At 32.1% G+C, this 26305-nt stretch carries 27 protein-coding genes and 1 pseudogene; 16 read left to right on the top strand and 12 right to left on the bottom strand.

The annotated features are described in order from the left end of the window. The first annotated feature begins 46 nt into the window (after positions 1-46). From QMD61_00230 to upp, 3 genes are all read left to right on the top strand, one after another. Complete coding sequence (locus QMD61_00230) at positions 47-1855, top strand: serine hydrolase domain-containing protein (GenBank protein ID MDI6723050.1); 1809 nt, start codon at positions 47-49, stop codon at positions 1853-1855. Between the two features lie 562 nt (positions 1856-2417). Further along, positions 2418-3224 (top strand): CPBP family intramembrane metalloprotease, encoded by an 807-nt coding sequence (locus QMD61_00225; GenBank protein MDI6723049.1) that lies wholly within the window; start codon positions 2418-2420, stop codon positions 3222-3224. A gap of 243 nt (positions 3225-3467) precedes the next feature. Next, entirely contained in the window at positions 3468-4103 is a 636-nt protein-coding gene (gene upp, locus QMD61_00220) for a uracil phosphoribosyltransferase (GenBank protein MDI6723048.1), read from the top strand. A gap of 7 nt (positions 4104-4110) precedes the next feature. Here upp and QMD61_00215 read toward each other — a convergent pair whose 3' ends face one another. The 4 genes from QMD61_00215 to rplJ all read right to left on the bottom strand — a co-directional run bounded on the left by QMD61_00215 (position 4111) and on the right by rplJ (position 8704). Further along, a complete protein-coding gene (locus QMD61_00215; GenBank protein MDI6723047.1) occupies positions 4111-4605 on the bottom strand; it encodes a fumarate hydratase C-terminal domain-containing protein in 495 nt (164 codons plus the stop codon). Positions 4606-4611: 6 nt separating this feature from the next. Next, the gene (gene mfnA, locus QMD61_00210; GenBank protein MDI6723046.1) at positions 4612-5841 is read right to left on the bottom strand and encodes a tyrosine decarboxylase MfnA; all 1230 of its coding nucleotides are present in this window, start codon (positions 5839-5841) and stop codon (positions 4612-4614) included. 72 nt (positions 5842-5913) lie between these two features. Further along, on the bottom strand, positions 5914-8208 hold the full coding sequence (gene ppsA, locus QMD61_00205) for a phosphoenolpyruvate synthase (protein MDI6723045.1): 2295 nt from the start codon (positions 8206-8208) through the stop codon (positions 5914-5916). A 13-nt stretch (positions 8209-8221) separates the two neighbouring features. Continuing rightward, complete coding sequence (rplJ, locus tag QMD61_00200; protein MDI6723044.1) at positions 8222-8704, bottom strand: 50S ribosomal protein L16; 483 nt, start codon at positions 8702-8704, stop codon at positions 8222-8224. A 135-nt stretch (positions 8705-8839) separates the two neighbouring features. Between rplJ and QMD61_00195 the strand changes: the two genes are divergently transcribed. Genes QMD61_00195 through serS form a run of 3 tightly spaced genes read left to right on the top strand, consistent with a single transcriptional unit; the run spans position 8840 to position 11448 of the window. Next, positions 8840-9613 (top strand): AAA family ATPase, encoded by a 774-nt coding sequence (locus QMD61_00195; GenBank protein MDI6723043.1) that lies wholly within the window; start codon positions 8840-8842, stop codon positions 9611-9613. A 17-nt stretch (positions 9614-9630) separates the two neighbouring features. Further along, entirely contained in the window at positions 9631-9867 is a 237-nt protein-coding gene (locus QMD61_00190; GenBank protein MDI6723042.1) for a KEOPS complex subunit Pcc1, read from the top strand. A 30-nt stretch (positions 9868-9897) separates the two neighbouring features. Next, the gene (serS, locus tag QMD61_00185) at positions 9898-11448 is read left to right on the top strand and encodes a serine--tRNA ligase (protein MDI6723041.1); all 1551 of its coding nucleotides are present in this window, start codon (positions 9898-9900) and stop codon (positions 11446-11448) included. A 27-nt stretch (positions 11449-11475) separates the two neighbouring features. Here serS and QMD61_00180 read toward each other — a convergent pair whose 3' ends face one another. Genes QMD61_00180 through QMD61_00170 form a run of 3 tightly spaced genes read right to left on the bottom strand, consistent with a single transcriptional unit; the run spans position 11476 to position 16079 of the window. Continuing rightward, positions 11476-11742, bottom strand: a complete 267-nt coding sequence (locus QMD61_00180) for a hypothetical protein (protein MDI6723040.1) — start codon at positions 11740-11742, stop codon at positions 11476-11478. 5 nt (positions 11743-11747) lie between these two features. Continuing rightward, positions 11748-12479, bottom strand: a complete 732-nt coding sequence (locus tag QMD61_00175; protein MDI6723039.1) for a hypothetical protein — start codon at positions 12477-12479, stop codon at positions 11748-11750. Positions 12480-12539: 60 nt separating this feature from the next. Then, positions 12540-16079 (bottom strand): hypothetical protein, encoded by a 3540-nt coding sequence (locus QMD61_00170; GenBank protein MDI6723038.1) that lies wholly within the window; start codon positions 16077-16079, stop codon positions 12540-12542. Between the two features lie 301 nt (positions 16080-16380). Between QMD61_00170 and QMD61_00165 the strand changes: the two genes are divergently transcribed. The 7 genes from QMD61_00165 to QMD61_00135 all read left to right on the top strand — a co-directional run bounded on the left by QMD61_00165 (position 16381) and on the right by QMD61_00135 (position 21277). After that, positions 16381-16650, top strand: coding sequence for a hypothetical protein (locus tag QMD61_00165; GenBank protein MDI6723037.1), 270 nt, complete (start codon positions 16381-16383; stop codon positions 16648-16650). Positions 16651-17480: 830 nt separating this feature from the next. Beyond that, positions 17481-18002 (top strand): hypothetical protein, encoded by a 522-nt coding sequence (locus QMD61_00160; GenBank protein MDI6723036.1) that lies wholly within the window; start codon positions 17481-17483, stop codon positions 18000-18002. A 74-nt stretch (positions 18003-18076) separates the two neighbouring features. Next, positions 18077-18565 (top strand): hypothetical protein, encoded by a 489-nt coding sequence (locus tag QMD61_00155; protein MDI6723035.1) that lies wholly within the window; start codon positions 18077-18079, stop codon positions 18563-18565. Positions 18566-18650: 85 nt separating this feature from the next. After that, entirely contained in the window at positions 18651-19133 is a 483-nt protein-coding gene (locus QMD61_00150; protein MDI6723034.1) for a hypothetical protein, read from the top strand. An 80-nt stretch (positions 19134-19213) separates the two neighbouring features. Next, positions 19214-19633, top strand: a complete 420-nt coding sequence (locus QMD61_00145) for a hypothetical protein (GenBank protein ID MDI6723033.1) — start codon at positions 19214-19216, stop codon at positions 19631-19633. Positions 19634-19932: 299 nt separating this feature from the next. Continuing rightward, positions 19933-20304, top strand: a complete 372-nt coding sequence (locus tag QMD61_00140; protein ID MDI6723032.1) for a hypothetical protein — start codon at positions 19933-19935, stop codon at positions 20302-20304. Positions 20305-20839: 535 nt separating this feature from the next. Further along, positions 20840-21277: a hypothetical protein gene (locus QMD61_00135; GenBank protein ID MDI6723031.1), complete on the top strand. Its 438-nt coding sequence runs from the start codon at positions 20840-20842 to the stop codon at positions 21275-21277. 638 nt (positions 21278-21915) lie between these two features. On the opposite strand, the gene QMD61_00130 is transcribed toward QMD61_00135, so the two are convergent. Continuing rightward, positions 21916-22125: a hypothetical protein gene (locus QMD61_00130; GenBank protein ID MDI6723030.1), complete on the bottom strand. Its 210-nt coding sequence runs from the start codon at positions 22123-22125 to the stop codon at positions 21916-21918. Positions 22126-22489: 364 nt separating this feature from the next. On the opposite strand from QMD61_00130, the pseudogene QMD61_00125 reads away from it, so the two are divergent. Further along, positions 22490-22756 (top strand): annotated as a pseudogene (locus QMD61_00125) (zinc ribbon domain-containing protein). 304 nt (positions 22757-23060) lie between these two features. Here the strand turns inward: QMD61_00125 and QMD61_00120 are convergent. From QMD61_00120 to QMD61_00105, 4 genes are all read right to left on the bottom strand, one after another. Continuing rightward, the gene (locus tag QMD61_00120; GenBank protein ID MDI6723029.1) at positions 23061-23471 is read right to left on the bottom strand and encodes a hypothetical protein; all 411 of its coding nucleotides are present in this window, start codon (positions 23469-23471) and stop codon (positions 23061-23063) included. Between the two features lie 740 nt (positions 23472-24211). Next, positions 24212-24445, bottom strand: a complete 234-nt coding sequence (locus tag QMD61_00115) for a hypothetical protein (protein ID MDI6723028.1) — start codon at positions 24443-24445, stop codon at positions 24212-24214. Next, positions 24432-24650, bottom strand: coding sequence for a hypothetical protein (locus tag QMD61_00110; GenBank protein MDI6723027.1), 219 nt, complete (start codon positions 24648-24650; stop codon positions 24432-24434). The genes QMD61_00115 and QMD61_00110 overlap by 14 nt, the downstream gene beginning before the upstream one ends. Positions 24651-24816: 166 nt before the next feature. Beyond that, the gene (locus tag QMD61_00105) at positions 24817-25167 is read right to left on the bottom strand and encodes a hypothetical protein (protein MDI6723026.1); all 351 of its coding nucleotides are present in this window, start codon (positions 25165-25167) and stop codon (positions 24817-24819) included. Positions 25168-25297: 130 nt separating this feature from the next. Here QMD61_00105 and QMD61_00100 point away from each other — a divergent pair, with 130 nt between their 5' ends. Together QMD61_00100 and QMD61_00095 are read left to right on the top strand one after the other, a co-directional pair. Then, positions 25298-25510: a hypothetical protein gene (locus QMD61_00100; protein ID MDI6723025.1), complete on the top strand. Its 213-nt coding sequence runs from the start codon at positions 25298-25300 to the stop codon at positions 25508-25510. A gap of 298 nt (positions 25511-25808) precedes the next feature. After that, a complete protein-coding gene (locus QMD61_00095) occupies positions 25809-26267 on the top strand; it encodes an ATP-binding protein (GenBank protein ID MDI6723024.1) in 459 nt (152 codons plus the stop codon). Positions 26268-26305: the final 38 nt, after the last annotated feature.

Raw genomic sequence — 26305 nt, 5'->3', positions numbered from 1 at the left:
TTTAAACTATAATCATTCTGTTAACTCCGCTGAAGTGGAAACATTCATGGATAAAATTATTTCTGAACAGCTTGAGAAAAATAATGTCATTGGAGCCACGGTAGTAGTGGTTAAAGATGATAAAATCATTTTTGCAAAGGGTTATGGTTATTCTGATCCTGTTAACAAAACACCAGTTGTAGCTAACCAGACTTTATTCCATGTAGGCTCGGTAAGCAAATTATTTGTCTGGACGGCCGTTATGCAGCTGGTGGAGGAAGGTAAGATTGACCTTGATGCAAATGTAAATACATATCTTACTGATTTTAAAGTCCCTGATACCTACCCTGGGAAACCAATCACCATGCGGTATCTAATGACTCACACCGCTGGTTTCGAGGATACAACACGAGGCATGGGAGTAGAAAGTATAGATGAAGTCGAGTCCCTCGGTAACTTCTTAAAAGAAAATTTACCTGCAAGAGTAAGGCCTCCTGGAGAGACTATTTCATATTCTAATCATGGGACAGCCTTAGCCGCACATATCGTGGAAGAAGTTTCCGGCCAATCCTATGATGATTACGTGGAGGAACACATTTTTTTACCATTGAAAATGTATAATACAACCATTAAACAGCCAGGACCTGCTAATTTAGAATCAAGAACAGCGAAATCATATGCTTATCAGAATGGTGCTTACATCCCCATAGAATCTTATATAAATATGGCAGCCGCAGGCGCAATACGGTCTACCGGACCGGACATGGGACATTTCATGATAGCACATCTTCAGAATGGATCATATGAAAATAATAGAATCCTTAATGATTCCACATCTAAAGAAATGAAAACAGTACAGTTTACTGCTGATCCTACTAACAGCATGTGCCTGGGCTTTATGGAGCATAACTGGAATAACCAGACAGTACTTGGCCATCCCGGCGATTTAGGTACCTTCGCCAATTATATGTTATTAATTCCAAAGGAAGATACCGGCGTATTCATCTCCTACAATGGCGAAGGTGCTAAAGATTCCCGCATAGAATTTATAATAAAATTCATGGATTATTTCTACCCAACTATAGGTGAAAACACTTCCGCAGAAAGTTCATCTAAAAGTTCGGATATATTGTCAGGGACCTATAAACTCACTAAGTCTCCTTATACTACCATAGAAAAGTATTTAATCCAATCAAACATTTATTATAATGTTAAATTGCATGAAAACGGCCCCATATACATTACAGATGGAAACGGTCAAATTTCGGAATTAATACCTGCAGAATATACTCTAAAATTTAAGTGTATTAACGGCTCCAATTGGTTATTGGGCGATGTTTTTTTTAAAACCAATAAAGATGGCCAGATAACCTCTTTTTCAGGAGGAAACGTGTACATCTACACTTATGAACGAATTCCATGGTATGAAGATCCTTCATTTGCCAATACTTTGTTTTACTTTTGTATTTTGTTGTTTGCCTCTGTATTCATATGGCCCATAATGTGGTTAAAAGAAAAAAGAAATACAGAAAACCTCTTACCCAAAAAAGGTTCGCAATATGTCCTTTGGCTAGCAGGAACAGCTGTTTTACTCCAAATAGCTTTTATATCTGGTTTTTACTTCCTCTTAAATTACTCTGACACTTTTAACGCTTATTACACCCAATTACAGGCACCTCCACAATTAATGCTGTTATTTACAATTCCAGTTATTGCAAGCGTGTTCACTGTGGGTACATTTATATGCGCCATTTTTGTCTGGAAAAATAATTACTGGGACTTAAAAAACAGATTACACTATACCTTGGTTCTAGCAGCTTTAATTATCTTCATGTGGTGGTTAAATTTCTGGAATTTGCTTGGCTATAACTTTTAAATAACAAATGAATAATTCTTCATTATAGTTTTCATTTTTTTCTAAATTAAAATTCTTGTTCAACTTTTTTAAACAAAGTTTTTAGGTTATTTGCAAGTCTTCGATTTGCAACAGTAAAAAATCAAAGATTTTTTGAGCATATGAAATACATAGCCTTACATATCCCATATTTATAGTTTGGTATTAAATTGATTTTTTAATCTGATTTAAACATATATTAAATATTTATAAGTTACATTATTGTCATAAAAATGTTAAATTATAAAAAAGTTTGATTTAAATTGAAATATAAAAATTTAGATACAGTAAATTATAAATAATGTGTATTTTTTAATTAAAAATATGGCAAATACATAGATCTTGGAAAAACAAAGCGAAATCTTACATTTGAACAACTTTATCACAGGAAGCGATGTAATACCTCTAAACATTCAAAGAATACAAATATGACCTATCCCAATCTGAAAAAAAGCTATCTTAACTATCTTAACTGCCTTGAATGTATTTAAAAAACAAATTAGAAAAATATATCCTTTTTAATTAAATTATGTGAGGTTATCAAATGTTTAAAAAATATAAAACCGCTTTTATCGGGTATATAATAATGCTGGCCATCACCGCACTATTGCCCGTTATTCTTAATGTTGAAAAGCTTCAATCACTTGTAATATTTCCGATTATTTTAATACTGGTTCATTTAACTAAACTTAGCTTTAAAGAGCTTGGTTTAACTTCAGGAACACTTAAAGACTATGGAACTGCAGTATTATATCCTCTAAGTATTGCTGTTCCCATCATCATACTGGCATATTTAACAGGAAACCTTGGAACAATAAGTTACAACGCTGAAGTCCCTGGAAATGTGGCATTACTATTTTTTACAACACTTATTCTGGCAGTCGCCACTGAAGAAGGATTTTTCAGGGGCTGGATGTTTGGAATACTTGAAAGGGAAAAAGTTAACCCGCAGCTAATCATTCTATTAACTGCGGTTGCCTTCAGTTTATGGCACGCTCCTCTATTCTTCCTAGATCCCGGATTTGCAAGTAATATGGGAATGATCCCCTTATATTTAGGAGGAGGTGTCATTGCAGGAATGATTTTTGGGCTGTTGAGGTACCAATCAGGTTCAATTATTGTACCAAGCTTTTCCCATGCACTATGGAACACTACAACTTATACATTATTTGGAGTGGGCAGCGGCATAGGTTTACTGGGAATTCAAATGACAAATGTCTTTGACATGGAAAGAGGAATCTTAGGAATGGTTTTCAGCATTATACTCCTTGCAGCATTATGGTATTTCACATTCATAAGAGTAAAACCTGCAGAATCAGATGAAAAAATTGAAGCGCCGGTTTCAAAATGAATTGGGTAATTTTTACATTGAAAATTTACTGTAAAGGCTGATACTTCAAAAATGAAACATTTAAAGAATACAGATATTTCAAGCACTTCCTATACCTAATCCAATCAGGCCCTCCCCACGGACAGTCACATAAATGTTCCAACATGCACAAATCAATTATTATATCCAAAATACAGAGATCTACCTATACGGGGATTCGAAAGTACATGCCTTAATATACTAAATCATCCAGAGGGAGACTTTATGTTAAAAATAATTGATCATACCATTGTACAGGAAAATCTCACCAGAATAAGGGATAAAAATATAGATCGCGTTCAATTTCGGTCTGGAATTATTGAAATTGGAAGATTATTTGCATATGAATTTGCAAATACTTTAGAAAAAGAACATGTATCAGTAGAAACACCCCTTGGAACTGCTAAAGGGATTAAAATAAAAGATATGAAAGATATTGTGGTAGTAAGCGTTTTAAGGGCTGCAATTCCATTAGTTGAAGGAATATCCAAAGTATTTAAGGAAGCAGAATATGGGGTTATTGGGGCGTGGAGAAGCGAAGAACCTCCTTTTAAGGCAAAAATGGAGTATATAAAACTGCCTGATTTAGAAAATAAAATCGTGATAGTTGCAGATCCAATGCTTGCAACAGGAGGTACCATGAACTCAATTTTAGATGAAATTAAAAAAAGGGGTAAACCCAAAAGGCTTGTAATTTTTAATATCATATCTGCAGAACCGGGAATAGAAAAAATATTTAAAAATCACATGGATGTTGAAATCTATACCTGTTCAGTTGACCAAAAACTCAATAAAGACGGATATATTATCCCTGGTCTTGGAGATGTTGGAGATATATGTTTTGGAAGGCCTTGTTTATAAAAGTAATTCAATATAAAGATTTTCCATGAGCAACAGCCACAATTCCAGGAATTCCAACCACTTCCAACTCATAAATCGCTTCCATTCCCTCTTCAGCAAATGCAGCTACTTTCTTTGATTTAACTTTGCTTGTAAGAAGTGCTGCAGCCGGTGGAGTAACAACAAAAATAGAATCCTCTTTATCCAGTGCTTCAATGGTTTTTTCGCTTAAAGCTCCCTTACCAATATGAATTTTAACTCCTGATCCTGCCAGATAGGGAATGTTTTCTTCAATCTCTTCTTTATTACTTGTTGTGGGTGATATTCCTGCATCGCTCACTGCTGTGTGCATTATAGCAGATCCATTGATATCAATTAATTTTTTCCCATGCTTTAGTGATTTAACAAGTCTGGGAAGTGCAGCATCTCTGCCTGTAAAAATTTTACCATGGATAAAAATCTTATCTCCCACATCGAGGTCCCTAATTACATCATCAGTTACTGGCATGTTAATTACTTTCATGATAAATCATTCGTCCTGTATTGTTTTGTCAACTAATTTTAAATAAGCCTTTTTTTCACTATCTTGAGGCAACCCATCTGATGTGAGCTTTGAATGAATTTCATTAAGGGCATCCAAGAATTCTCTTGCATGTTCAATCTTTATGTGGGGCATTACCACAATTCTTATAGCTTCAGGATAAGATGAAACTGATACAGCCCATCCTTTATCTTCAATTTCCCTCACAATATCATCAATTAGTATTTTATCTGATTTAAATGCCACAATATTTAATTCAGGTTCCCTGATCAATTTAAATCCTGATTTTTTAATACCTTCCGCTAAAAATTCAGTTACTTCCATGCATTTTTGGGCAATTTCTGTATAACCATCTCTTCCAAAATATTTAAGAAGAGCCCATGCAGCTGCTGATGATGCCCCTGTTCTTGTACCTACAATTGTTGACTGTTCTTTTTCTGTTAAATAAGGAGTTTCTGTGCTTATACTTTTAAGATAACTTCTGTCTCTAAATAAAATGCATCCTGTTGGAATTGGTGCAAGACCCATCTTATGGGGATCAATAGTAATTGAAGACACACCTTCAAGTGAAAAATCAAATTCAGAGAGATTATAACCATTTTCTTTTAAAAATGGGATTGAAAATCCACCAAATGCTGCATCCACATGCAAATAAATATTCTTTTCTATACAAAGCTTTGAAAGCTCTTCTATTGGATCAATTACGCCAAGTTCAGTAGTTCCAGCAATACCCACAATAGCAACAGTTTTATCAGATATAAGCCCTTTAACAGATTCTATATCCACACAGTAATTTTCATCAAGTTCAGCTTCCCTGATCTTCAAACGTAACATATCTGCCGCTTTTTTAAAGGAAAAATGGGCAGATCTAGGGATTATTATCTCAGGGTCTTCCACATTACTTGAATTTCTTGCTGCCCGCATAGCCATTATGTTTGCTTCTGTACCTCCAGTTATTATATGTCCACAGACATCTTCTTTACCGAGAAGAGTCCCAAGCATCCTTATTACCTCTTTTTCCATCTGCTTGGTACCTTCAAAAAGGCCAGAATCACCTAAATTGGACTCTAAAAACATATAATAAGCTTCTACACCAACTTCATGGGGACATGTGCACATTGAACCTAATATTCTGCCAGATTTATAGGTCATGTCCTCTCTTTTAAATTCTTTAAGTCTTTCAGATATTTCCTGTTTTGTGATTCCTTTTCTATCCATTTTGATTCCCTAAAAACTAATTAACGTTAAATTAAAAACAGAATATATAAAAAAAATAAAAAAATAGAGTATTTATTCCTGTAAACGTTTACGTGCAGCTTTTAAGACAAGTTTCTTCTCAACTCTGGCCACAACTTCTCTTACTGTGGCAACTGCATCAGTGTTTGCAGATACACTTTCAATTCCTGCCTCGACAAGTTTTTCAACTATTTTAGGCATGCTTCCGGCCTGTCCACAGATACTGGTTTTGACTCCGTGTTCATTACAGATTCTTATAACTCGATCTATAAGTTTAAGCACTGCTGGATGTCCTTCAGTGTAAAGACCTGCTACATTTTCATTATTTCTATCAATTGCAAGTGTATATTGAGTTAAATCGTTAGTTCCAAAGCTCACAAAGTCAATTCCTTCAGCTATAAAATCTTCAATTATAAGAGCTGCTCCTGGCGTTTCCACCATTATACCAAACTCAATTGTCTTTTGAGGCTTTAAGCCGACTTCTTCAGCTATTTGTTTGGCTCTTCTTAGTTCGTCAGGATGCTGAACCAGTGGAATCATTATTCCAATGTTTGTGTAACCCTGCTCATGGAGTTTCTTAATCGCTTTAAATTCAGCTTTTAATATTTCAGGTTCATCTAATTCTCTTCTGATTCCCCTCCATCCAAGCATTGGGTTATGTTCGTATGGTTCGCCTTCTCCACCTTCAAGTGACTTAAATTCATCTGTTGGAGCGTCAAGAGTCCTGTACCATACTGGTTTTGGATAGAATTCATCTACAACCTTAAGGATGTTTTCAACAAGGATTTTTATGAGTTCGTCCTCTTTTCCATCCATTATGAACTTTTTAGGGTGCACTCCTGATGTTAACATCATATGTTCAGTTCTGAGAAGCCCCACACCATCAGCACCAGTTGCAGCTGCTTTTTTAGCCGCTTCAGGCATACTTACATTAACCTTAACTTCTGTAACAGTTAAAATTGGTGCCTGAGCCATCATAGTTGGTTGTTCTTCAACTGTTGCTTTTTTCTCTGTTTCTGCAATTTTTCCCTTGTAAACTGTTCCTTTGTTACCATCAAGGGTTACAATTTCATTTTCCTCAAGAATCCTTGTTGCATCGCCTGTTCCAACTACACATGGTATTCCGAGCTCTCTTGAGACAATTGCTGCATGACATGTTACTCCACCTTCATCAGTGATTATTCCATCTGCCCTTTTCATAGCAGGAACCATATCGGGAGTGGTCATAACTGTAACCAGAATATCCCCTTCTTCTATTTTGTCCAGTTCATCTGTGCTTTTTATAATCTTAACAGCACCTGAAGCCATTCCAGGGCTTGCTCCAAGTCCTTTAGTTACTATGGTTCTTTCTTCTTCTATACCCTCAATTTCAGCTTCATTACCCATATCAAGTGTTGTTACAGGTCTTGATTGGAGCATGTAGACTTTCTCATCTTCTATTGCCCATTCAGTGTCCTGTGGAGAGCCGTAATGATCGTGAATTCTTTTACCCATTTTGGTAAGAGCTAAAATTTCTTCATCGTTTAAAACCTGTTTATTTCTAAGGTCTTCTGGAACATCGACTTTTATTGTTTTTCCAGCTTCTGATTCCTTTATAAACATTATATTTTTTTCACTTATTACAGATTCAAGGACTTTTTCGGTCTTTTTGTCCACCCAATAAGTATCTGGTGTTACTGAGCCTGAAACAACTGCTTCTCCAAGTCCCCATGCTCCTTCAATGAGTATTTTTTCCTCACCTGTTGAAGGATGTACAGTAAACATTACACCTGCTTTTTCGGCTTCTACCATCTCCTGAACCACTACGGCAATATAAACTTTGGAATGATCAAAATTATGCTCTTCCCTATAAAATATAGCTCTTGATTCAAAAAGAGACGCCCAGCATTTTTGTACATACTTTAAAACATCTTCTGTACCTTTAATATTTAAAAAAGTGTCTTGTTGACCTGCAAATGATGCTTCAGGAAGGTCTTCTGCTGTTGCAGATGATCTTATGGCAACAAATGCATCTTCCTTACCAATTCTATGACACAATGCGTTATAAGCCTCTATAATAGTTGTTCTTATATCATCAGGCATATAAGAATCTAAAATAATTTTTTTTATCTTTGATGAGGCTTCCTGAAGTTCTCTTGTATTATTGACATCTATAGCATCAAGAATGTCCATTATTTCATCAAAGATACCGGTTTCCTTTATAAATTTATCATAAGTTGCTGCCGTAACAACAAATCCTGGAGGTACAGGAATTCCTGCATGGGTTAACTCCCCTAAATTCGCGCCTTTTCCGCCAGCAATTGCCACATCTTCCTTTCTAAGCTCTTCAAAAAATTTGACATACTTCATGCTAAACACTCTTTTATTTTATTAGTTCTTCACCTTTGTCTACAACGATCCTGCATGGGACTGGAAATTTCATAGATGCTCTCTTTAAAGCTGTTTTTGCATCATTAAAGTTTCTTTTATTGGTCCTTATTGTTAAAACCCTTTGATCTGCCTTTACAATTGCAACAGAACTTACAGGTTTTCCGAATGCTTTTCTCATTCCGTCCTGTACCCTGTCAGCACCCGCACCCGTTGCCATTGGATTTTCTCTTACAATATGATGAGGATAAACCCTTATTTTAAGATGGTAACCCATCCTACCTGCCCTTCGTTGCATATATCTGTTTGTAGCAATCCTTGCCGCCTCCAGTGAGTTATGTGATAACTGTGCTGGCTTTTTTAAGGCAAGACTTACTGTTAAAGGGAAATCTCCTGAAAGGTTCCCCATATCATACTGAACTATCCTGGAACCAGGAATTTTTCTTATGTATTCTTTTCTTGTGTATGCTCTAGTCATTAATAATCCTCCTGTATAAATTTTTGAGTCTATAAGTTAATAAACCTTCCTTTCTATATATACAAACATTAATACAAAATCATGAGAAATAGTAACTATTTCATTTGTAATATGATTATACAATAGGTGGAAGTTATGAAAATTGCCATAACTGGAAAAGGAGGGGTCGGTAAAACAACCCTTTCTGGAACATTAGCATGTATATTGTCACAACGTTATAAAGTATTCGCTATTGATGCAGATCCCGATATGAACCTCGCATCAAGTCTTGGTATAAATGAGCCAATCACCCCTATTTCAAATATGAAAGACCTGATAAAAGAAAGAACCGGTGCAGAGCCGGGATCATCATTTGGAGAAGTTTTTAAAATGAATCCAAAAATCAGCGATCTTCCAGAATCATTAGCCATAAGTTACGATGAAGAAGGGAATTTAAAGCTTCTTGTAATGGGTACTGTTGATAAAGGGGGTGAAGGATGCGTCTGTCCTGCCTCTGTCCTTCTTAAAGCACTTATGCGGAACTTAATCCTTAAAAAAGACGAAATCGTTATTCTGGACATGGAAGCCGGAGTGGAGCATCTGGGAAGAAAAACTGCAGAAGCTGTTGATCTTATGATCATAGTTGTAGAACCCGGGCTCAAATCCCTTGAAACTGCAGAACGCATAAAAAGGCTTGCTGCAGATATTGGCATCCCTAAAATTGCATGTGTAATAAACAAAGCATCCAATAAAACTGAAGAAAATTTTGTCACATCCAAACTGAAGGAAATGGGCCTTGAAGTTATAGGAATCATTCCACGGGATGAAAAGGTCATATTAGCTGATATGGAAGGAAAACCTCTTGTTGATTATCCAGATTCTGCTGCATTTAAATCAATAGAAAAAATTGCAGAAAATATTTTAAGTTAAAATTAGGACTAAATATTATGGAAGTCGAATCCACAATTATCTTTGAATATAAGACCAAAAAAGAAGCAGAAGTTGCATTGGCATCAATTAAACCAGATAATACTGATTCTATCAGATCCCATATTGAAGATAATAACTTAATATGTAAATTAGAGTCGAGATCGCTTCGAACAACTCTTGCAACAGTAGATGATATTCTATTTTGTGAGATGATGGCTGAAAAAATTATAGATTTTACAAATAATAAAGAATAAATTTTATTACATAAATTAGAAGGTGAAGAAATGAAATTCACACTTAAAGGAGAAATTACGTTTAGTAAAGATGCAAGTGATGCAGAAGAAGATATTAAAAAGTTTATAGATGAAGCAAACGAGGAAATATTTCTGAAAGGAGTTCCAGAAGACCAAGAACAGGATGCTTCCAAAATCACAGACTGGAATTTAAAAGGAGATACTCTAAAAGTTGAAATAGTGTCAGGAAGACGGGGACGTGCCCATGACGCAATATTAAGGATAAAAAAACCATTGACACAGCTTTTAGGTAAAAAATACCGTTTAGGTGTACGAAAAATACTTGTAACCGATTATAAAATCGAAGTACCTACAGATGAAAGGGTAGAACTAAAAGACGTGCCCTATGTGGAAAATTTTGAGATCAAAGATGATAGAATAATCCTTGAATTTAAAGGGTTAGAAGAAGGAGATTTAAGAAAACACGTTATCGACAGAGTCATTAAACATGTAACAAGCGAAGTTGCTACCCATATTCCCGAAGCAGAGTGCGGGCCTTCAGATATACTCACCAAGCAGGTTACAAAGGTAGAACCGGGGACAATTTTGGAAAAAAGCTGCATGCAGAAGTATTTCTTTGAAGGAGACCCTACAGAAGAAGCTGCTAAGCTTGGATGGGTTAAAAAATTCTCTGGAAGAGGACAGTGGTTCTACGCACCCCCTTTAGTTGCACTGCAGCGCGCATTAGAGGAAATTTTTGTGGAAAAGCTCATCCAAAAGCTCGACTTTGACGAATGCCTTTTCCCAAAACTAATTCCAATCCCAGTGATGGAAAGGATGAAATACATGGAAGGACTCCCAGAAGGGATGTACTACTGCTCAGCACCACGTAGAGACCCATTACTATTTGATAAATTCCGTGACGAACTCACAATCAAACGCGAAGTCCCCATCGAACTTCTAAAAGAAGGTTTAAAGGACCCTTCCTATGTTCTGGCGCCAGCACAATGCGAACCATTCTACGAGTTTCTAAGCCACCAAGTAGTTGATGAAAAAGATCTACCAATCAAATTCTTTGATAGAAGCGGGTGGACATACCGCTGGGAAGCTGGAGGAGCAAAAGGACTTGACCGCGTGCACGAATTCCAGCGAATAGAACTTGTATGGCTCGGAACACCAGAACAAACTGAGAAGCTACGGGATGAAACTGTTGATATTTCCCACGATATTGCCAATGAAATGGAACTGGACTGGTACACCGAAGTAGGTGACGATCCATTCTATCTTGAAGGTAGAAAAGTTGAAAAACGTGGCATAGAATTCCCTGACATCCCTAAAAAAGAAATGCGGCTTAACGTGCCCGGTCAAGAGAAAGGTGTTGCCGTAGTTTCAGCCAATATACATGGAACTCACTTTGTTGAAGGTTTTTCAGTAAAAGAAACCCACAACCATAGAATTTGGACAGGATGTACTGGTATTGGTCTAACCCGATGGGTGTTCGGATTCCTTGCACAGAAAGGATTTGACACTGAAAACTGGCCAGATGATGTGGCTGAGAAGTTTAAGGGTGTTAAAGTGCCGAAGATCTTGACATGGCCTTAATTACTCTTTAAATGATTTAAATTCTTTTTATTCTCTTACCTCTTTAAGTTTTTGAGATATTTTTTCACCACTAACCTTCTTTTTCTCTTTAATTTCTTGTTCTTCACCATTTATTAGATTATATACGGTTGAAGCTACAAAAAAAGAGGCAAATAAAATAAATAATCTTTCAACTGGATGTTCGCTTGGTGAATAATCTGGCCAATAACTGCGAACAACAATCCCAATTAAAACAATAACTCCAACAAAGGTTAAAATTCCCATAATTACAGCAATGAATTTCCTCCAGTTCATAAAAATCACACTAATTTAGTTATATCCGTATTTATAAGCTTTGAAAATGTTTTATATGCCATTACAACATCTTCTGGTGATATGTTGTCCCTATTTTGATTTACGGCATTACATGCTGCCAAAAATGTCAGTGTAAAGTTTTCACCGTTGCTAAAAGTACCTGATCCGCCAAATCTAACATCATTAAGGTGGTATAATATATCATACATTTTTTTATGGAGCTTTTTTCCTTTTTTATCCCATCCTATGTTTTTAAGCTTTTCATAGAATTCCTCAGTTGGAGGTTGGAAGTTCTGGGGTTTATCAAAATCATCTAATAAGGACATTAGTCGTTCGAGTACTGCATGTTGTTTGTCTAAATCGTTTAAAGATAATTTACGTTTTTTATAAACATAATTAACAAAACCTATTGTACCGGTGGTTGCAAGGTAATGCGAAAAAATAATATTATCAGTGAAAAGGTTAAGTGAAGGATTCTTCAAAACCTTAGAGGAGTATCTATCCTGCCTGTAATGATTCAACAAATATTCTATAGATGGTGGAGAAAAGTCTCCAATCTCTTCCTCTAAATTACTTGCTTCATAAACCTTTTCATAAATGTTTGAATCCATTAAAGACTGGACATCGTCTAAAACTTCTTTTAAGCCCTTAACATTTGGAAAATTTTTTAATATTTTTTCTGCACTTTTTCTGTTTTTCTCCTTTTCTTCTTCGATGTCCCATATAATTAATCCCATTGCTGTTTCTCCTTATTTCATTTAACCATTACTATAAGTTAATATTTTTATATTTTTATTCTACCATCCTATTTTACTTTTCATCCAGTTTACTCCAGAGGATATGGTATTTTTAACCGTATTTATTGCTTTATTAACAGTTTTAGAAACCTTTTTAACTATTTTTTTAGCTTTAGTTACAATTTTTGTTGATACATTTTTAATAACCTTCGTAACCTTTTTAACGACCTTAGATACTTTACTGGCAACTTTTTTAACAGTTTTAGTTACTTTACTGATTACCTTCTTAGCTACTGTTTTAGCAGTCTTTGCTACAGTTTTAATTACATTAGCTGCAGTCTTAACCACTATCTTAGCTGTTTCTGGAATTTTCTTAATTTCTTCATTTACTTTTTTGGCTGCCTTATAAACGCTGTGAAGTGCTGCATTCTTCTTAATAAGAGGGCTAACAACCCCATGAACATCTTTATAGAGATGTGTACTGGTTAATTTCTTAAGTCCCCTGAATATTCTCATTCTCCAGGGAGTAGTATGCACCCATTCTTTAACTGCAAGAGGAGTCATATCCGAAAAAATATTTAAAAGAGAACTAAATCCTCCTTTTGCACCTTGCCAGATTAGTTTAATGCCATCAGCAATTATAGTTGGAATTTCTTCAGGTAATACTTTTCTCCACAGCTTTAATTTATCAAAAACTGTAGTTACAAGTTTTGAACCATTGCGAGAAATCCATGAAGACTTAGAAAGTCCCTTAACAATTGTTTCAATCCATGTTTTAGGTGTCAGATTAATAATATCACTGATTTTCTTAATTACTTCTGTTATATCTTTTAATTTTATGTTACGCAAATATTTTGGTAGCTTTAGAAGAACAGATTGTCCCAACTTTGCTAAAGGATCTACCAAATAATTTTTGGCACCCTTGAGTATTGTTTGTACAGCACTATTTTTTAGTAAAAACTGCACAGCCGGGCTTTTCATTAAATATGCAGCTTTTGGTAAAAATCTAACCAGTAGTTTACCACCAATTGAAGCTACTCTTCCAATAGGAATAATAGTAGCTAAATTAAGCAGGAAATATCCTACAGACATGTTACCATTATTATCTATTCCAAAGAAATTGTCTAAAAACCACTTTATGTTTTCTCCACCCCACATATTATTTAAATTTTCGTAGCCGTAAAAATGATAAAATGGATAATCAAAAAAGTCCCATATGTCACCAGTCTTCCATGCTTTTAGAGCTGCCTCTGAAGCTTTATTGCCAGCATAATTGTTGAATGAAAACGGATTAAAGCGTGTCAGGTGTTGAAGTAAAGAATTTGAACCATACACCCAACCAATCATATCAAGAAAGAAAGAATTATCCTTAAGCTCAGAGGGCATATATTTACCAAAATAATGATTAAGTATTTGTGAAGGAGTTTTACCGAAAGGATTAAATCCTGAATTACCCTTTAAAAAAGAATTTGGCTCTAAACTCAAAGCAATCGAATCTAAAATAAATTGATCAATTTCATACAATATATTATCGCCAGAATATTGATTAAGGGTTCCTGAAAGACTTTTTATGTAAAAATCAAATATAGGGCTATAACTTGAACCATGGTTAGTTTGACCTGAAATACCATGATAATTCACATCATAACCAGAATTAGGGTTTTCATTTCCATGATTATTAGAATTTCCTGGTATCCAAAGACGGGGATACACATTTAAAAATACATTTGCATTATTATTTGTCATATTTTGGTCAATTTGATTTCCTGAAACTGTTGCAATGTTATTGATTAGCCCTGCATTTTCTAATTTACCAGTGATTTCTAAAGATATGGTTGAGCCACTTGTGAGTTTTCCTATATTCCACTGTCCAGTTAATAAATTATATGAATTAGAAGAAGAACTTAAATATTTTAGTCCAGAAGGCATCTGAAAAGTTGTTTTAACTCCATTAGCATCATATGGTCCATTATTTTTTACCGTTAAAGTTATTTTAATACTATCTCCAATGCTTGGAAAGGTGTTGCTGGTAGTTGCTGTGATTGAAAGATCTGCTACATTTGCCTTTACTTTTAAATCATAAAGAATTGGTGAATTTTTGCCAGATAGAATTTGAAAAGTAGTCCAGATTTGTAAATATCTTCCAGGTGCTGTTGATTTCAGTTCAATTCCATTCTGCACTTCTTCCCATATTGACCAGTTTATTTTATCATTGGAGCTTCGAACCTTAACATTTAAATCTGTACCTGTCGGTACAAAACTATTCCATGAAACTGTACCCCAAGGCACATTATTAACTTCTGAATCGTGAATTACAGTCCATGTTCCAAGTTTAGTGGTAATTGTACGTGATACAGCACCAGTCATATCACTGTAACCATAATGAAGACCGCCAGGAATTCTTTTTGATAGTTCTATTGAATTTGTAGCTGGATTAATTCTGTGAATATATTCATCCCCATAATTAACAACCCATACTTTGCCATCAGCATCCATCGATAAACCCGTTGGGTTGTTTCCAACATTAATCGTGGCTTTTAAGATCCCGTCATTTGAATATCGGCTTACAGTGCCTGCCTGTGAGTTTGCAACCCATACATCCCCGTCATCTGTAACTGTAATTCCTCTAGATTGTATTGGACAGCTTATTGTCCATTCTATTGCACCGGTTAATGTGTTTATTCGAGTAAGTTTAGAATCTGTCCATCCTGAAACAAAAAGATGGTTTTGCCGATCTATTCCAAGCCCGTAAACAAAATGTGGGATGTTTATTTTAAAGAATGAATTATCTTCAGGATTTAATCTTAGAACATTATTACCATCATGCCCTGAAGACCATATAACTCCATTTTCATCGATTATAGCCCCATAAGATTTATGGTTTACTGATGAAACATCTATAACTTTAATAATTTGTCCATTTGAACCATTTATGTAATAAAATTTCATTGTTGCATAAGTTCCGACCCATATATTGTTTTGAGCATCAACTGCTACTCCCCTTGGCCCTGGATTGGAAGAATCATTAGCATAACCTTCTGTGTATTGTCCTGGAATATAAGTACCTTCTTTGCCTGGAATCAAAATAATATCATAAAGGACACATTCATCCAAACCCCATGGAAGTAATTCATCCCCATCAATTATTCCATCGTCGTTTAAGTCCATGGATGTTTCTATAATTCCATTTAGGTTCCTATCTATATATCCTCCATTTTCATAGAGTCCAATTTTAACCACGGTCCCTGTTTGTCTATTTGCAACCCAGCAATTACCTTGCAGGTCAACAGTTGTCCTGGAAGGAGAACTATATGAAAATGGACTAACACGATACCGCCCTAACTCTTTACCAGTTTTTGTATCAACTTTAGATACTGTCCCTTCATTACTATTAGGAACCCAGATAAATGGAATTGTTGCAGGAGGATTAGAGATCTGCAATTGATTATGAGTGGTTTCATGTTCTAATCCAGTCATTGTTCCATTATCGAAGTCTTCATCAAAAGTATATGTTTGATTTAAATTTACCGCAACAGTAAAATTAGAAAAAAGTAATGCAACCAATGGAATAACTATAAACAATGTTAATAAGCGCTTCATAATGGATTCTCCATTTAATCACTTATTAATCAAATATCATACGGACATATAAAAATCTTTTCATTTAATAGCGTTTAAAAAGCTTTAAATTAGTAAATAACATATAAATAGTATCCATAAGGACATTATGTTTGTTATTTAACACTAAAAAACATTTTAAAGTCATATATACTTTAAATAATGAAAAAATTTAAAAATTATGGTTCTTATTTTTCAATGAAAAGTAATAAAACAATCAAACCATAATATTAAACTTTAAAATAAAAATATTAATAATATATAATAAAAAGAGTTGAATGTTTTGAAGAAAATACCGCTATTAGTTTTAATTGTAGCCTTAATTATAATTGGAATATCCGGATTCATCTATCTAAATACAAGCTCTCAGAAAAGTTTTTCTGATGGATCTATAACGTTTAAGTACCCTGGAAGTTTTCAAAATGGTACTTCTCATGAAATAATGTTTGAAGGTTGGATTCATGTAATCACTTTAAATCATGAAGTTACATTCATTTATGTTCAAAAAAATGAGTTAAACACAGATCCAGAAGATGCACGGCAAGCAATTTAAAGTTTAATTACAAATAGTAGTTTTTCAGGCGAAGTAGTATCGCACACAAAAGAAATTAATCCAAATGGAATAGAAATTTTCAAAGGCATATATACACTGATAGATCCCACATATAATGAAAAATTAAAGTACGTATATTTCTATTTCAAAGATAAAAAAGGCGTATTATACAACATAATAATCTATGATTATGAAAAAAATTACAAAAAAGTTTCCGATGTCGCAGATATCATTTTTAATTCATTAATTTTGAATTAAAACTTATCCTCATAGATTAAGGAAAAATATTTTTGAATTTTTAAATATTAAATTCATTTTATTATTGTTGGATAAACTAAATTAATGTATAGTTCTATTTAAGGCAGAATTTATCAGGAAATATAAGAAGTTCTAAACATGTTAAAATATTATTATTATTGAATATATCATGGTTATTACCATTAATTATTTCTCCATTCCTTTCTTGGATTCTTTTAAACTATTTTTATGTGAATGATATACTCAAATTAAATATCAGCGATATATTAGTATTTACTAACAAGAGTAATTAACTAATAGTGAATGCATGCAATTTATTTTTTTGATAAAGATAGAAAATATTATAAAAAAGATAAAATTTTTATTAAAGAACTATTTTTCTGTTATATTAGTTTTAATCTTTTATTTAAGACTTAAACACAATATTTGTTTTTATTTTTAAAAATAAAGTCATTTTAGCAGTAAATAATATATGGTATAAGTAATAAATAATATTTATAAATTATTACTAAAACGACCAATTACTTCTCATCCACATGATGAGTTTAAACGCATATTGGAGGTGAAAAAAGTTGAATAAAAAAATAACAGCCCTAACCCTACTATTCATGGCCTTTGTTGGATTTACAATTGCAGGGGCCATATCAGCAGCTAGTGAATTTCCTCCGCCACCTAATAATAACTATTTCAAAACAATAAGTAAGATAACGATTACATATCCGAATAATCCATCTACCCCTTGGGACGACCAACAATTTGAAATTAACAATTTCTATAAAACTGGTGATAAAAGTAGAGTATGGATACACATGAAATTATCATTAAAAGAAAGGACAAATAATCCCTATTATAAAGAAGGTTATTGGTGGAAACCTTTAAAAGAAAAAAATGGACAATTGGTGAATGTAGCATATAAAAAACATTGGTATAATCTAAGAAAAACTAAATTTGTTAGACAAGACATCACAACAACTACTTACGTTAATGGAATCCCTAAATCAATCAAAAAAGTCAAAGACTATCAAACTTCTATTAGTGCGTATGACTTTTACTGGAAAAACAGAGCATGGTATCAAAATAAAGAATATTTATAGATGATTCACTATTTATTTCTTTTTTAAAATTGATTATCTCATCTACTCTGAATTTTAAAAAGGCGTGTTGGGAGGTGAAAAAATTCAATAAAAAAATATTATCAATAACCATACTAATAATGGTTTTTACTGGTTTAAATTATATTGGCGCCGTTTCAGCTGCTGTAAGTACCTCATATCCACAAATTGTAAATAGAAACGTTTATTTCCCATCAATTGACCCCTTAGAATCTAAAATGATTGAATATCACACTAAAATTTATAAAAATAAAGATGTGATTGTAAGTGCAAAACTTTATATCCAAAGCAAATCTGCTTCTGGTGGTTATTACTGGAGACCTTTAATATACAAAGAGTTGACGATAAAAAGGAAAAATAAGAATAGCATTTCTTTGAAACGGTTATGGATAAAATATGATACAAATACTCAACCCAAAATTTTCGGCATAATTGATACGGTTAAATTATCAAAAAAAATGAGCATCATGGACTGGTACACTAAAAACTTCAAAATATATTTGAGCAAAGAAGCTCTAGAAAGTGATTACCTTAAAATAAAATAAAAATATCAGAATTTAACCCATCAACTTTCTTTCTTTAATTTAATTGAATTTTTCTTCTAATCAAGCATAAAGGGGGTGAAAAATTATGAATAAGAAAGCAACTGCAATAACCCTACTATTTATGGCTTTCGTTGGATTTACAATTGCTGGTGCTGTTTCAGCTTTGCCAAATACAGTTCCAAAACCATTTGAACCAAACAAAAACGCATATAAACCATTATTTAATGGTAATAAACAAAAATTCTATGAAAATAAAGAAGACGACCCATGGGATGACCAATTAATAGTTTACAAAACTTATAAAAACAAATTTAATGATGTAGCAATATTCTATGTAATATATAAAAAAGTAGAAAAAGATGATGATCCATTTTTTTACTGGCGAAATACTCTTTATGTAACTACATATATAACTAAAAACGGTAAATACTGTTATATTAGAGTAGCAAACTACGATCCTTCTGGAAAAAAAGTAAAAGAATGGGGAAAATTAATTATAAATAAAGATTCTTTAAAAAGCCCGTTATCCTACTACAATAAATACTGGAATTCCTTAATTACAAGATAAACCAGAATACCCTTTTATTTTTATTTTATTTGAATCCTTATCTCATGATGAGTTTAAAAGGCATATTGGATGTGAAAAAAGTGAATAAAAAACTAAAAGCAGCAACCATGCTCTTAATGGTTTTCGTTGGTTTTATGATAGTCGGTACTGCTGAAGCAGCATGGGTAAAAGTAGATCACGGTACTAAAATAGTAAATGACCAGGAACTGGGATGGATGAAGATAGAATGGAAAACTTATCAGTACAAATACAAAAATGGCAAATTAAATAATAATTTCTTAAAAACATATGCAAAATTTTACTTTAAAAGAAATGGAAAGTATGTTCTTGAAGAAAATCAAGTAATCACATTACAAAAAGTAACAAAATCATCAATTAAAATCACCATACTCCTTAAAGATAAAAAATATTCGCGACCAGGTTTTACATATAAAAGAACCAGATTAAATGCAGTCAAATATTATTGGAGAGTATTTAGATCCGAATATTTAAACACTTGAAAATATCTTAACCCAAATTGAGAATTTCAGACCATAAATTACTATAAATTCTTTATAGACTCCTACTAAATCATAAAAAACCGATATAATGCCCGTTTACAGGTTTAAGTTCGTTTTCTAAAAGGGTGAATGATAAGCATTTCACGAAATTTTATTTTTTTCTACATATATGCGGTACTCATGATGGTTGCAAAAAATTTGGAACTAAAATCAGGGAAAAGCCTTTAAATTAATTTTCTGAACCGTTAAAATTATGCTTAATAAAAATAATAATTTATATCATAGCGGGGATGGAAATTTTGAATGAAAAAGTTAAATTTGAAACTGGAAAAACGGTTGATGAGAAAAAACAAAAACTGATCAGGAGACTTACCATTCTTGTTGCAATATGGGGAGTTTTGAACCTCCTCTTCTCATCTTTCATATTTGGAGTAATTTTTATTCTCATTGCAATATTGATTCATTTATCTAAAAGCTTTATGGCCATATATACAGTTGGAGTTGTCTTATTTATCTTAGCATTAATACAATTACTATCTGGGACTGGAATTGTTAATATCGGATTTACAGAAGGTATGGTTCAAGGAACTGAGTTGATTATAATTGCAATTGCTAATTTTGCAGTTGGAGCATTTATTATTTATAGAACAAGGAAATTAGAAAAAGTTTAGATTAGAAAAAATAAATTTTAATTTGAGAGAAAGGAATTAAAGGGGGTTGTGGATTAAATGGAAAATGCTTTATTTTAATTCCTTCTCTCCATACTATGTTTTTAATCTATATATTTAAGTCTTTTGTAAAATAAATCGCTAATATGGATATTACTTACGTTTAATGATTTTACTCCCCTGATGTGTTATAAAATAACTCATCATATTAGTTATAATAACATTAAACTTTTTTTTAAACTGTTTAGATTCATTCATAAAATTTATATGCATATGTAATTAATTACTTAATATATTAAATAAATTGAAATACTGTTTTAATAACTGCGATAAATGTGGTAAAAGAGTTTAATTATATCATTTTTTTACTTAAATGCTCCCATATAACATAAATCGGCCGAATATAATAATTATAAACTTATTAGTAAGAAATATATACCAATAATGACAATAATAAATAACGAAATTAATTTGTTATTACTCACTTAAAATATTCAGTTCATCCCCCTACTGAATCTAAAAATAAGGAGATGAAAACGTGAATAAAAAATTCTTTGGAGTATTGGTTTTATTATTTGTAGTTTCTATGGGTTTAACTCTTTTAGAACCAGTAACTGCAACAAAATACACTAAAATTGATTCAGGTTCTAAAATTGCCAACAATGGAAATAATAAAGTAATCTGGAATACTTATAAGGCTAATAATAAAGATCTGGTTCAAGTAAATTTGAACATTAAAAAAAAGCTTGGAAAAAAATGGGTTTCAAGTACAATGGAAACAAAAAAATTAGGAAAGAGCGGTCTTAGAATACTTCTTTATGTCACAACATATCGCTATTACATTAACAGCGATGATAGCTTAATTCATATAAATACAATAAATAATTATAAATTGACCAATTTAAGTGCAGTTGAATGGTACTGGAAAAATATAAATTACTGTACTACACCATATAAAGGCATTTATTTTTACTAATCGTTCTTTAATGACATATACGGTTAGTCTTATTTTTTTTATTTCTATTTAAAACACTTTTAAGAAAATAATTTAAGCTGATTTGAATACTTCTCCTTATTAGTATTCACTAACAAAAATCTGGGATGACCGGAGACTTGCCTGGCAAGTTACACGCCCTAAATCTGGCCATATTTATGTAAGAGTAGAATTCCAAACCCGACAACAGACCACCAATACCTTCTATAAAGGCGGATGGTTATGGTTTACTACAAAATACAAAACCATGGATATGTGGAACGTGAAAAAATACAAGAAATTCTTATGGTGGAAATGGGGTTATAAATACTATGTCAGAATACATACATGGACTAGTGTTAACCAAGGTGGAACAATCAAACCAACATCAGACAAAACTAGGGAGGTAGAAACCAAACTTACTGCATGGCAATACTACTTGAAAAATAAAAACTCTCTGCTTACACTATAAATACAAGTAATCTTTTTATTTTTTTTAATTTTATTGAATTTTCATTCCCTGATGAATTTAAAAGTATTGGAATAGAAATAAACGAAAAAATAATTAATAATACTCATATCTATGACATAATAATCTTCTTTTTCTATTTAATGTTAAAATTTGGATTTATTATGGCTCTTCAATGTTTTTTGTCAGTATTTCCCAAATTCAGTATTCTTTGAGCTACTTCCTTAAATTTGGTTAAATCCATAGATACTCCAGTATTAAGATCAGGATCACCAGGATAGCTTTCATTTTCTAATGAAAAAGTTATCTGATTCTTTTCCACATTTATATATGCATAAATATTCCCATTTTCCCCTGATTGTATCAAATATTTATTACACATTTTAAACACCGCTATAATAGTTTTATAATATTATAGGGACCTAAATTGTTGCAATTATGACACTGTTACATATATTATATTGGTTATTTGCATATTAATTCTTTTCTAAATAAACCATGAAAAAATTTAATTAATTATTTTAACTATTTTGCCTGAATTCCCACTATTGTTAATTTAGATTAACCTTAATTTCTTTTACTTCCCCCAAATCTGTTTATAAAGCTTATAAACATTTTTAATGTATTAATAACAAATATACGGTGATTTTATGTCTTATCTTGTTTGCAATAAATGTGGAGGATATTAAGAGCTTCAAAAAGGAGAAAATCCGGATAATTTTTCTGGTAAATGTGAATGTGGCGGATCTTTAAAATATGTCCAGAATTTGGATAATCATGTTGTAGATGAAGTGGATCCAATGGATTGGATGAATAACTGTCCTAAATGTGGGGAAGAAAATAAAGTTGATACTAATTTTTGCCTTAATTGTGGCCATGATTTTAATATTGGAATTCCAGAGCCACATGATGGTTTGATAAAATTAGGTTATATTCTTGCGGTAATTGGGCCATACCTTATTCTTTATAGGGACAATCGCTGCAATCATTATTGGTATTATTTTATATGGTAAAAAAAATCCGAAAGACCGAAGAAATGGTAAATATATCCTTATTACCGCCATAATTGTTGCACTAATAATGTTTATAATAATCTCATTTACTATTCCTGCATTGATTATCTATAATTCATATTTTGGTTCACAATCATTTAACACTCAAGAAGATATTGTTACAACTAGAAATATTTCCAGATCTGCTGCTAATCATCTTTTAAACAGATACCTTTAGGAATTATTGTCAAACTGAATTATACTTGAAAAAGGGACTATAAGCTTATTTACAGTTTTTTCTATTTTTCAAGTAAAATTATATAGATTATTTGATTTTTATACCGGTTCTAGGGTCTTCATATGTATTATCTGAAAGCTTTGGCCTTTGCAAAGATTTAAAATTCTTTATATCATTGTATCCTTGATTATAACCATCTTTATATCCTTTTATCCATTTATCAGACTCATTTGTACTTGAAGGATCATCATTATATTGATCATTAGTATATGCATCATCTGCACCGTATTGGTATCCTGTATCATAACCTCTGCCATAATCCATACCCGAATTGCTTGATGAAGAACTGTTAGGATTATTTGAATTATTTAAAACAGTAGAAACATTGTTATTAGCCAGTGTTGTATTAGTATCTGGAGTTGTTTGATATATAGCTATGCCAAGAACTAAAAGTATAATTAGTATTAATATTCCAAATATTAAATAAAATAATTTCATGTTAATTCTTTTCTAGGCAAACAATAAAAAATTATGGTAATGAGTGATTTCCAATTAAAAATATATGTAATTTAAGACTATGCAATCCTATTATTTCGACTATATTTTGATATATATTATCATAATGTTTTTGGACCTTTAATGGCTCTTAAATCCTGACTATTTCCTGAGTTTAGTTTATAAGAAAGTCTAAAAAATAGTGTGTTCAGCAACAATTTTAAATGCCATTAGATTGCCGCTGAACTGTCCCGTTTTGCTCTTAGGAGGAATTTACGACGGGTGGCGTAGCTATATGGTGTTGAAACCCTTTGTTCTTCATCCATTAAATTAATCCATCTTCTTTATACCTTTAATTGATTCTGCCGTTAGTATATAGTAACTATGTTGTATAAATACTTATTGTGTGTTTTGTGACAGTATTCACCTTATTTTGACGTTTTGTGACTCCATTCACATTTAATAAAAGTTAATAGATATACAAAAGATTTTTACAAAAATTCAGAATAAGCATAGAAGATAATGATACTAAATTAATAAAAGTACATTTAATGTTTCAAATAAAAAAAAATAGGTATAAGACTTTAAAATGTCCTCCTGAATATTAATGATGTGGATTTATTGCATAGAAAATATGTATGTTTTTTTCTATTATTAATGCATGATTATTGTCATGATATGGAACCTAATTCCATTAATATAAATCCAGTGGCCATAATAAAACTTTTAAAAGAATTGAAGGGTTATTCTTCTATATTTAGTTGTTTAAGCTGAACCCTTTCCAGCCCTTTGGATAATTTGAGGCTTGTATTTAAATGATCCTCCATAAGTTCTCTTGCTAAGTCTTCATCATTAACATCTTCATCTGTTATATATCCAACAATAGCTAAAAATGAATTATACCATTCCTTATATTCCTTTGTAGCTTCAAATTCTTTTCTTATATTTTCATTGGCCATATTATCAATCCTTTTCATGTTTTTTTATTCCATCACAAAGGTTAATGCTGCATCTTAGCATATCTGTTATTATATCTTCTGCAATGGCTTCCTTTTCCTCATCAGGAACTTGTCTGGTTATTAAATCCGTTATATGATCTATAAGTCTATTTAATGCGTTATCCCAATCTTTTAATTCTTGAGATTTCATTAATCGATCAAATTCTTCTTCTGTTAATTCCATTTTTATTCAGCCCTATTAGTGTGAATATGCTTTTAATTATTATATAATTAAACAACAAACTTTAAAATATTTTCATATTGAATTCAGATTTGGAAAAAATGATATTTAAACAATAAAAAATGAGTGTGCTTATTTTCAGGATATCTTTATTATACCTAAAAACGTTTCATAGCTTAATCAAATCCTTCAGTATGCTTCTCTTTTCTTTATTTTTTAATCCATTCTGCGAATTTTCAAATGAAGATATATAATTCCTCTGCGATTCTAAAAGAATTTTGAGATCTTTAATTTCTTTTCTTAGCTCCTCTCTTTCGCCTTTAACCATTTTGATCAACTCTCCGATCTTTTCGAAATCTGATTTTCGGAGTACTTTAACAAATTCCCCTTCATCGAATGGGTTATTATCAGTTAAAGGAACAATGAACTTTTCAAATTTAATCGTCCTTGTTCTCATCTTCTTATCGATGACTGTGGACACATCCTCACATTTTCGAACCCTTGAATCAATCACGTCCATTTGCTTTCACCTGAGTATATCTAATGATTGAATTGTTTAATAGGGTTTGAGCAAGAGCGTTTGAAAAGTAATATATAGTAATAAAATAAATAATATTATTATTACTTACTTATGGTTACATGTGAATATATTGGACAATAACACAGGTAACATTGAAATATTACTGTTTGAGGATAATCCTGCTGATGAACGTTTAATAGTAGAAGTTTTTGATGGATTTACAATAAAAAAAGATTTAACTATAGCAAAGGACGGAGAAGAAGCAATGGATTATTTAAATAAAAAGGGCAAATATAAAGATAGAAATTGTCCTCCAATTATAATATTGGATTTAATTGCCTAAAAAGGACGGTAGAGAGATACTTAAAGAAATTAAGCAGCATGAAAATTTAAAATCAATACCTGTAGTCATTCTAACAACATCCGTGATGAAAATGATATTAAAAACTCTTATAGCAATTATGCAAGCGCATATCTAACTAAACCTGCTAATTTTGATGAATTTGTAGGATTAATAAAGTCCTTTGAATATTTTTGGTTTAAATGGGTAACGTTACCCCAATGTGTGGATTAAATTTTATAAATAATTTATATAGTTTTTTCTTTCATTACCCCAAATAAATGTTTATTTCATAAAAATTATGCTCCAAAGAGCCCTATGCAATTTAAAATTAGTTATTAATGAGTTTAATGCTGAAGTCACTTATGATGATTTACCCTATGTCATTGCTGACCCTAATCAAATGGTCAGGGTGTTTCAAAACCTTATCAGTAATGCTATTAAATTTAAAAAACCCCATTTTCCATCCAGAATCCATATTTCAGCACGAAGAGAGAATAATGAATATGTTTTTTCAGTTGAGGATAATGGAATAGGAATGGAAACTGAATATACTGATAAAATATTCGAAGTATTCAAACGATTACATCCTATTGGGGAATACGAAGGGACAGGAATAGGATTAGCAATTGTAAAAAGAATTATAGAAAGTCATGGAGGCCAAATATGGGTTGAATCAGAATTAGAAAAAGGTTCAATATTTTACTTTACATTGCCAGTTAAACTGTCAAAAAGGTCAATTCCGGGCAAATATGCTTGATTAAAGTTTATTCAAAGAATTAAAATAATTTTATTTAA

Source organism: Methanobacterium sp., from assembly GCA_030017655.1.
Lineage (GTDB): Archaea > Methanobacteriota > Methanobacteria > Methanobacteriales > Methanobacteriaceae > Methanobacterium_D.
The sequence above is the reverse complement of the archived record's forward strand: the minus strand, read 5'-3'. Positions and strand labels throughout refer to the sequence as shown.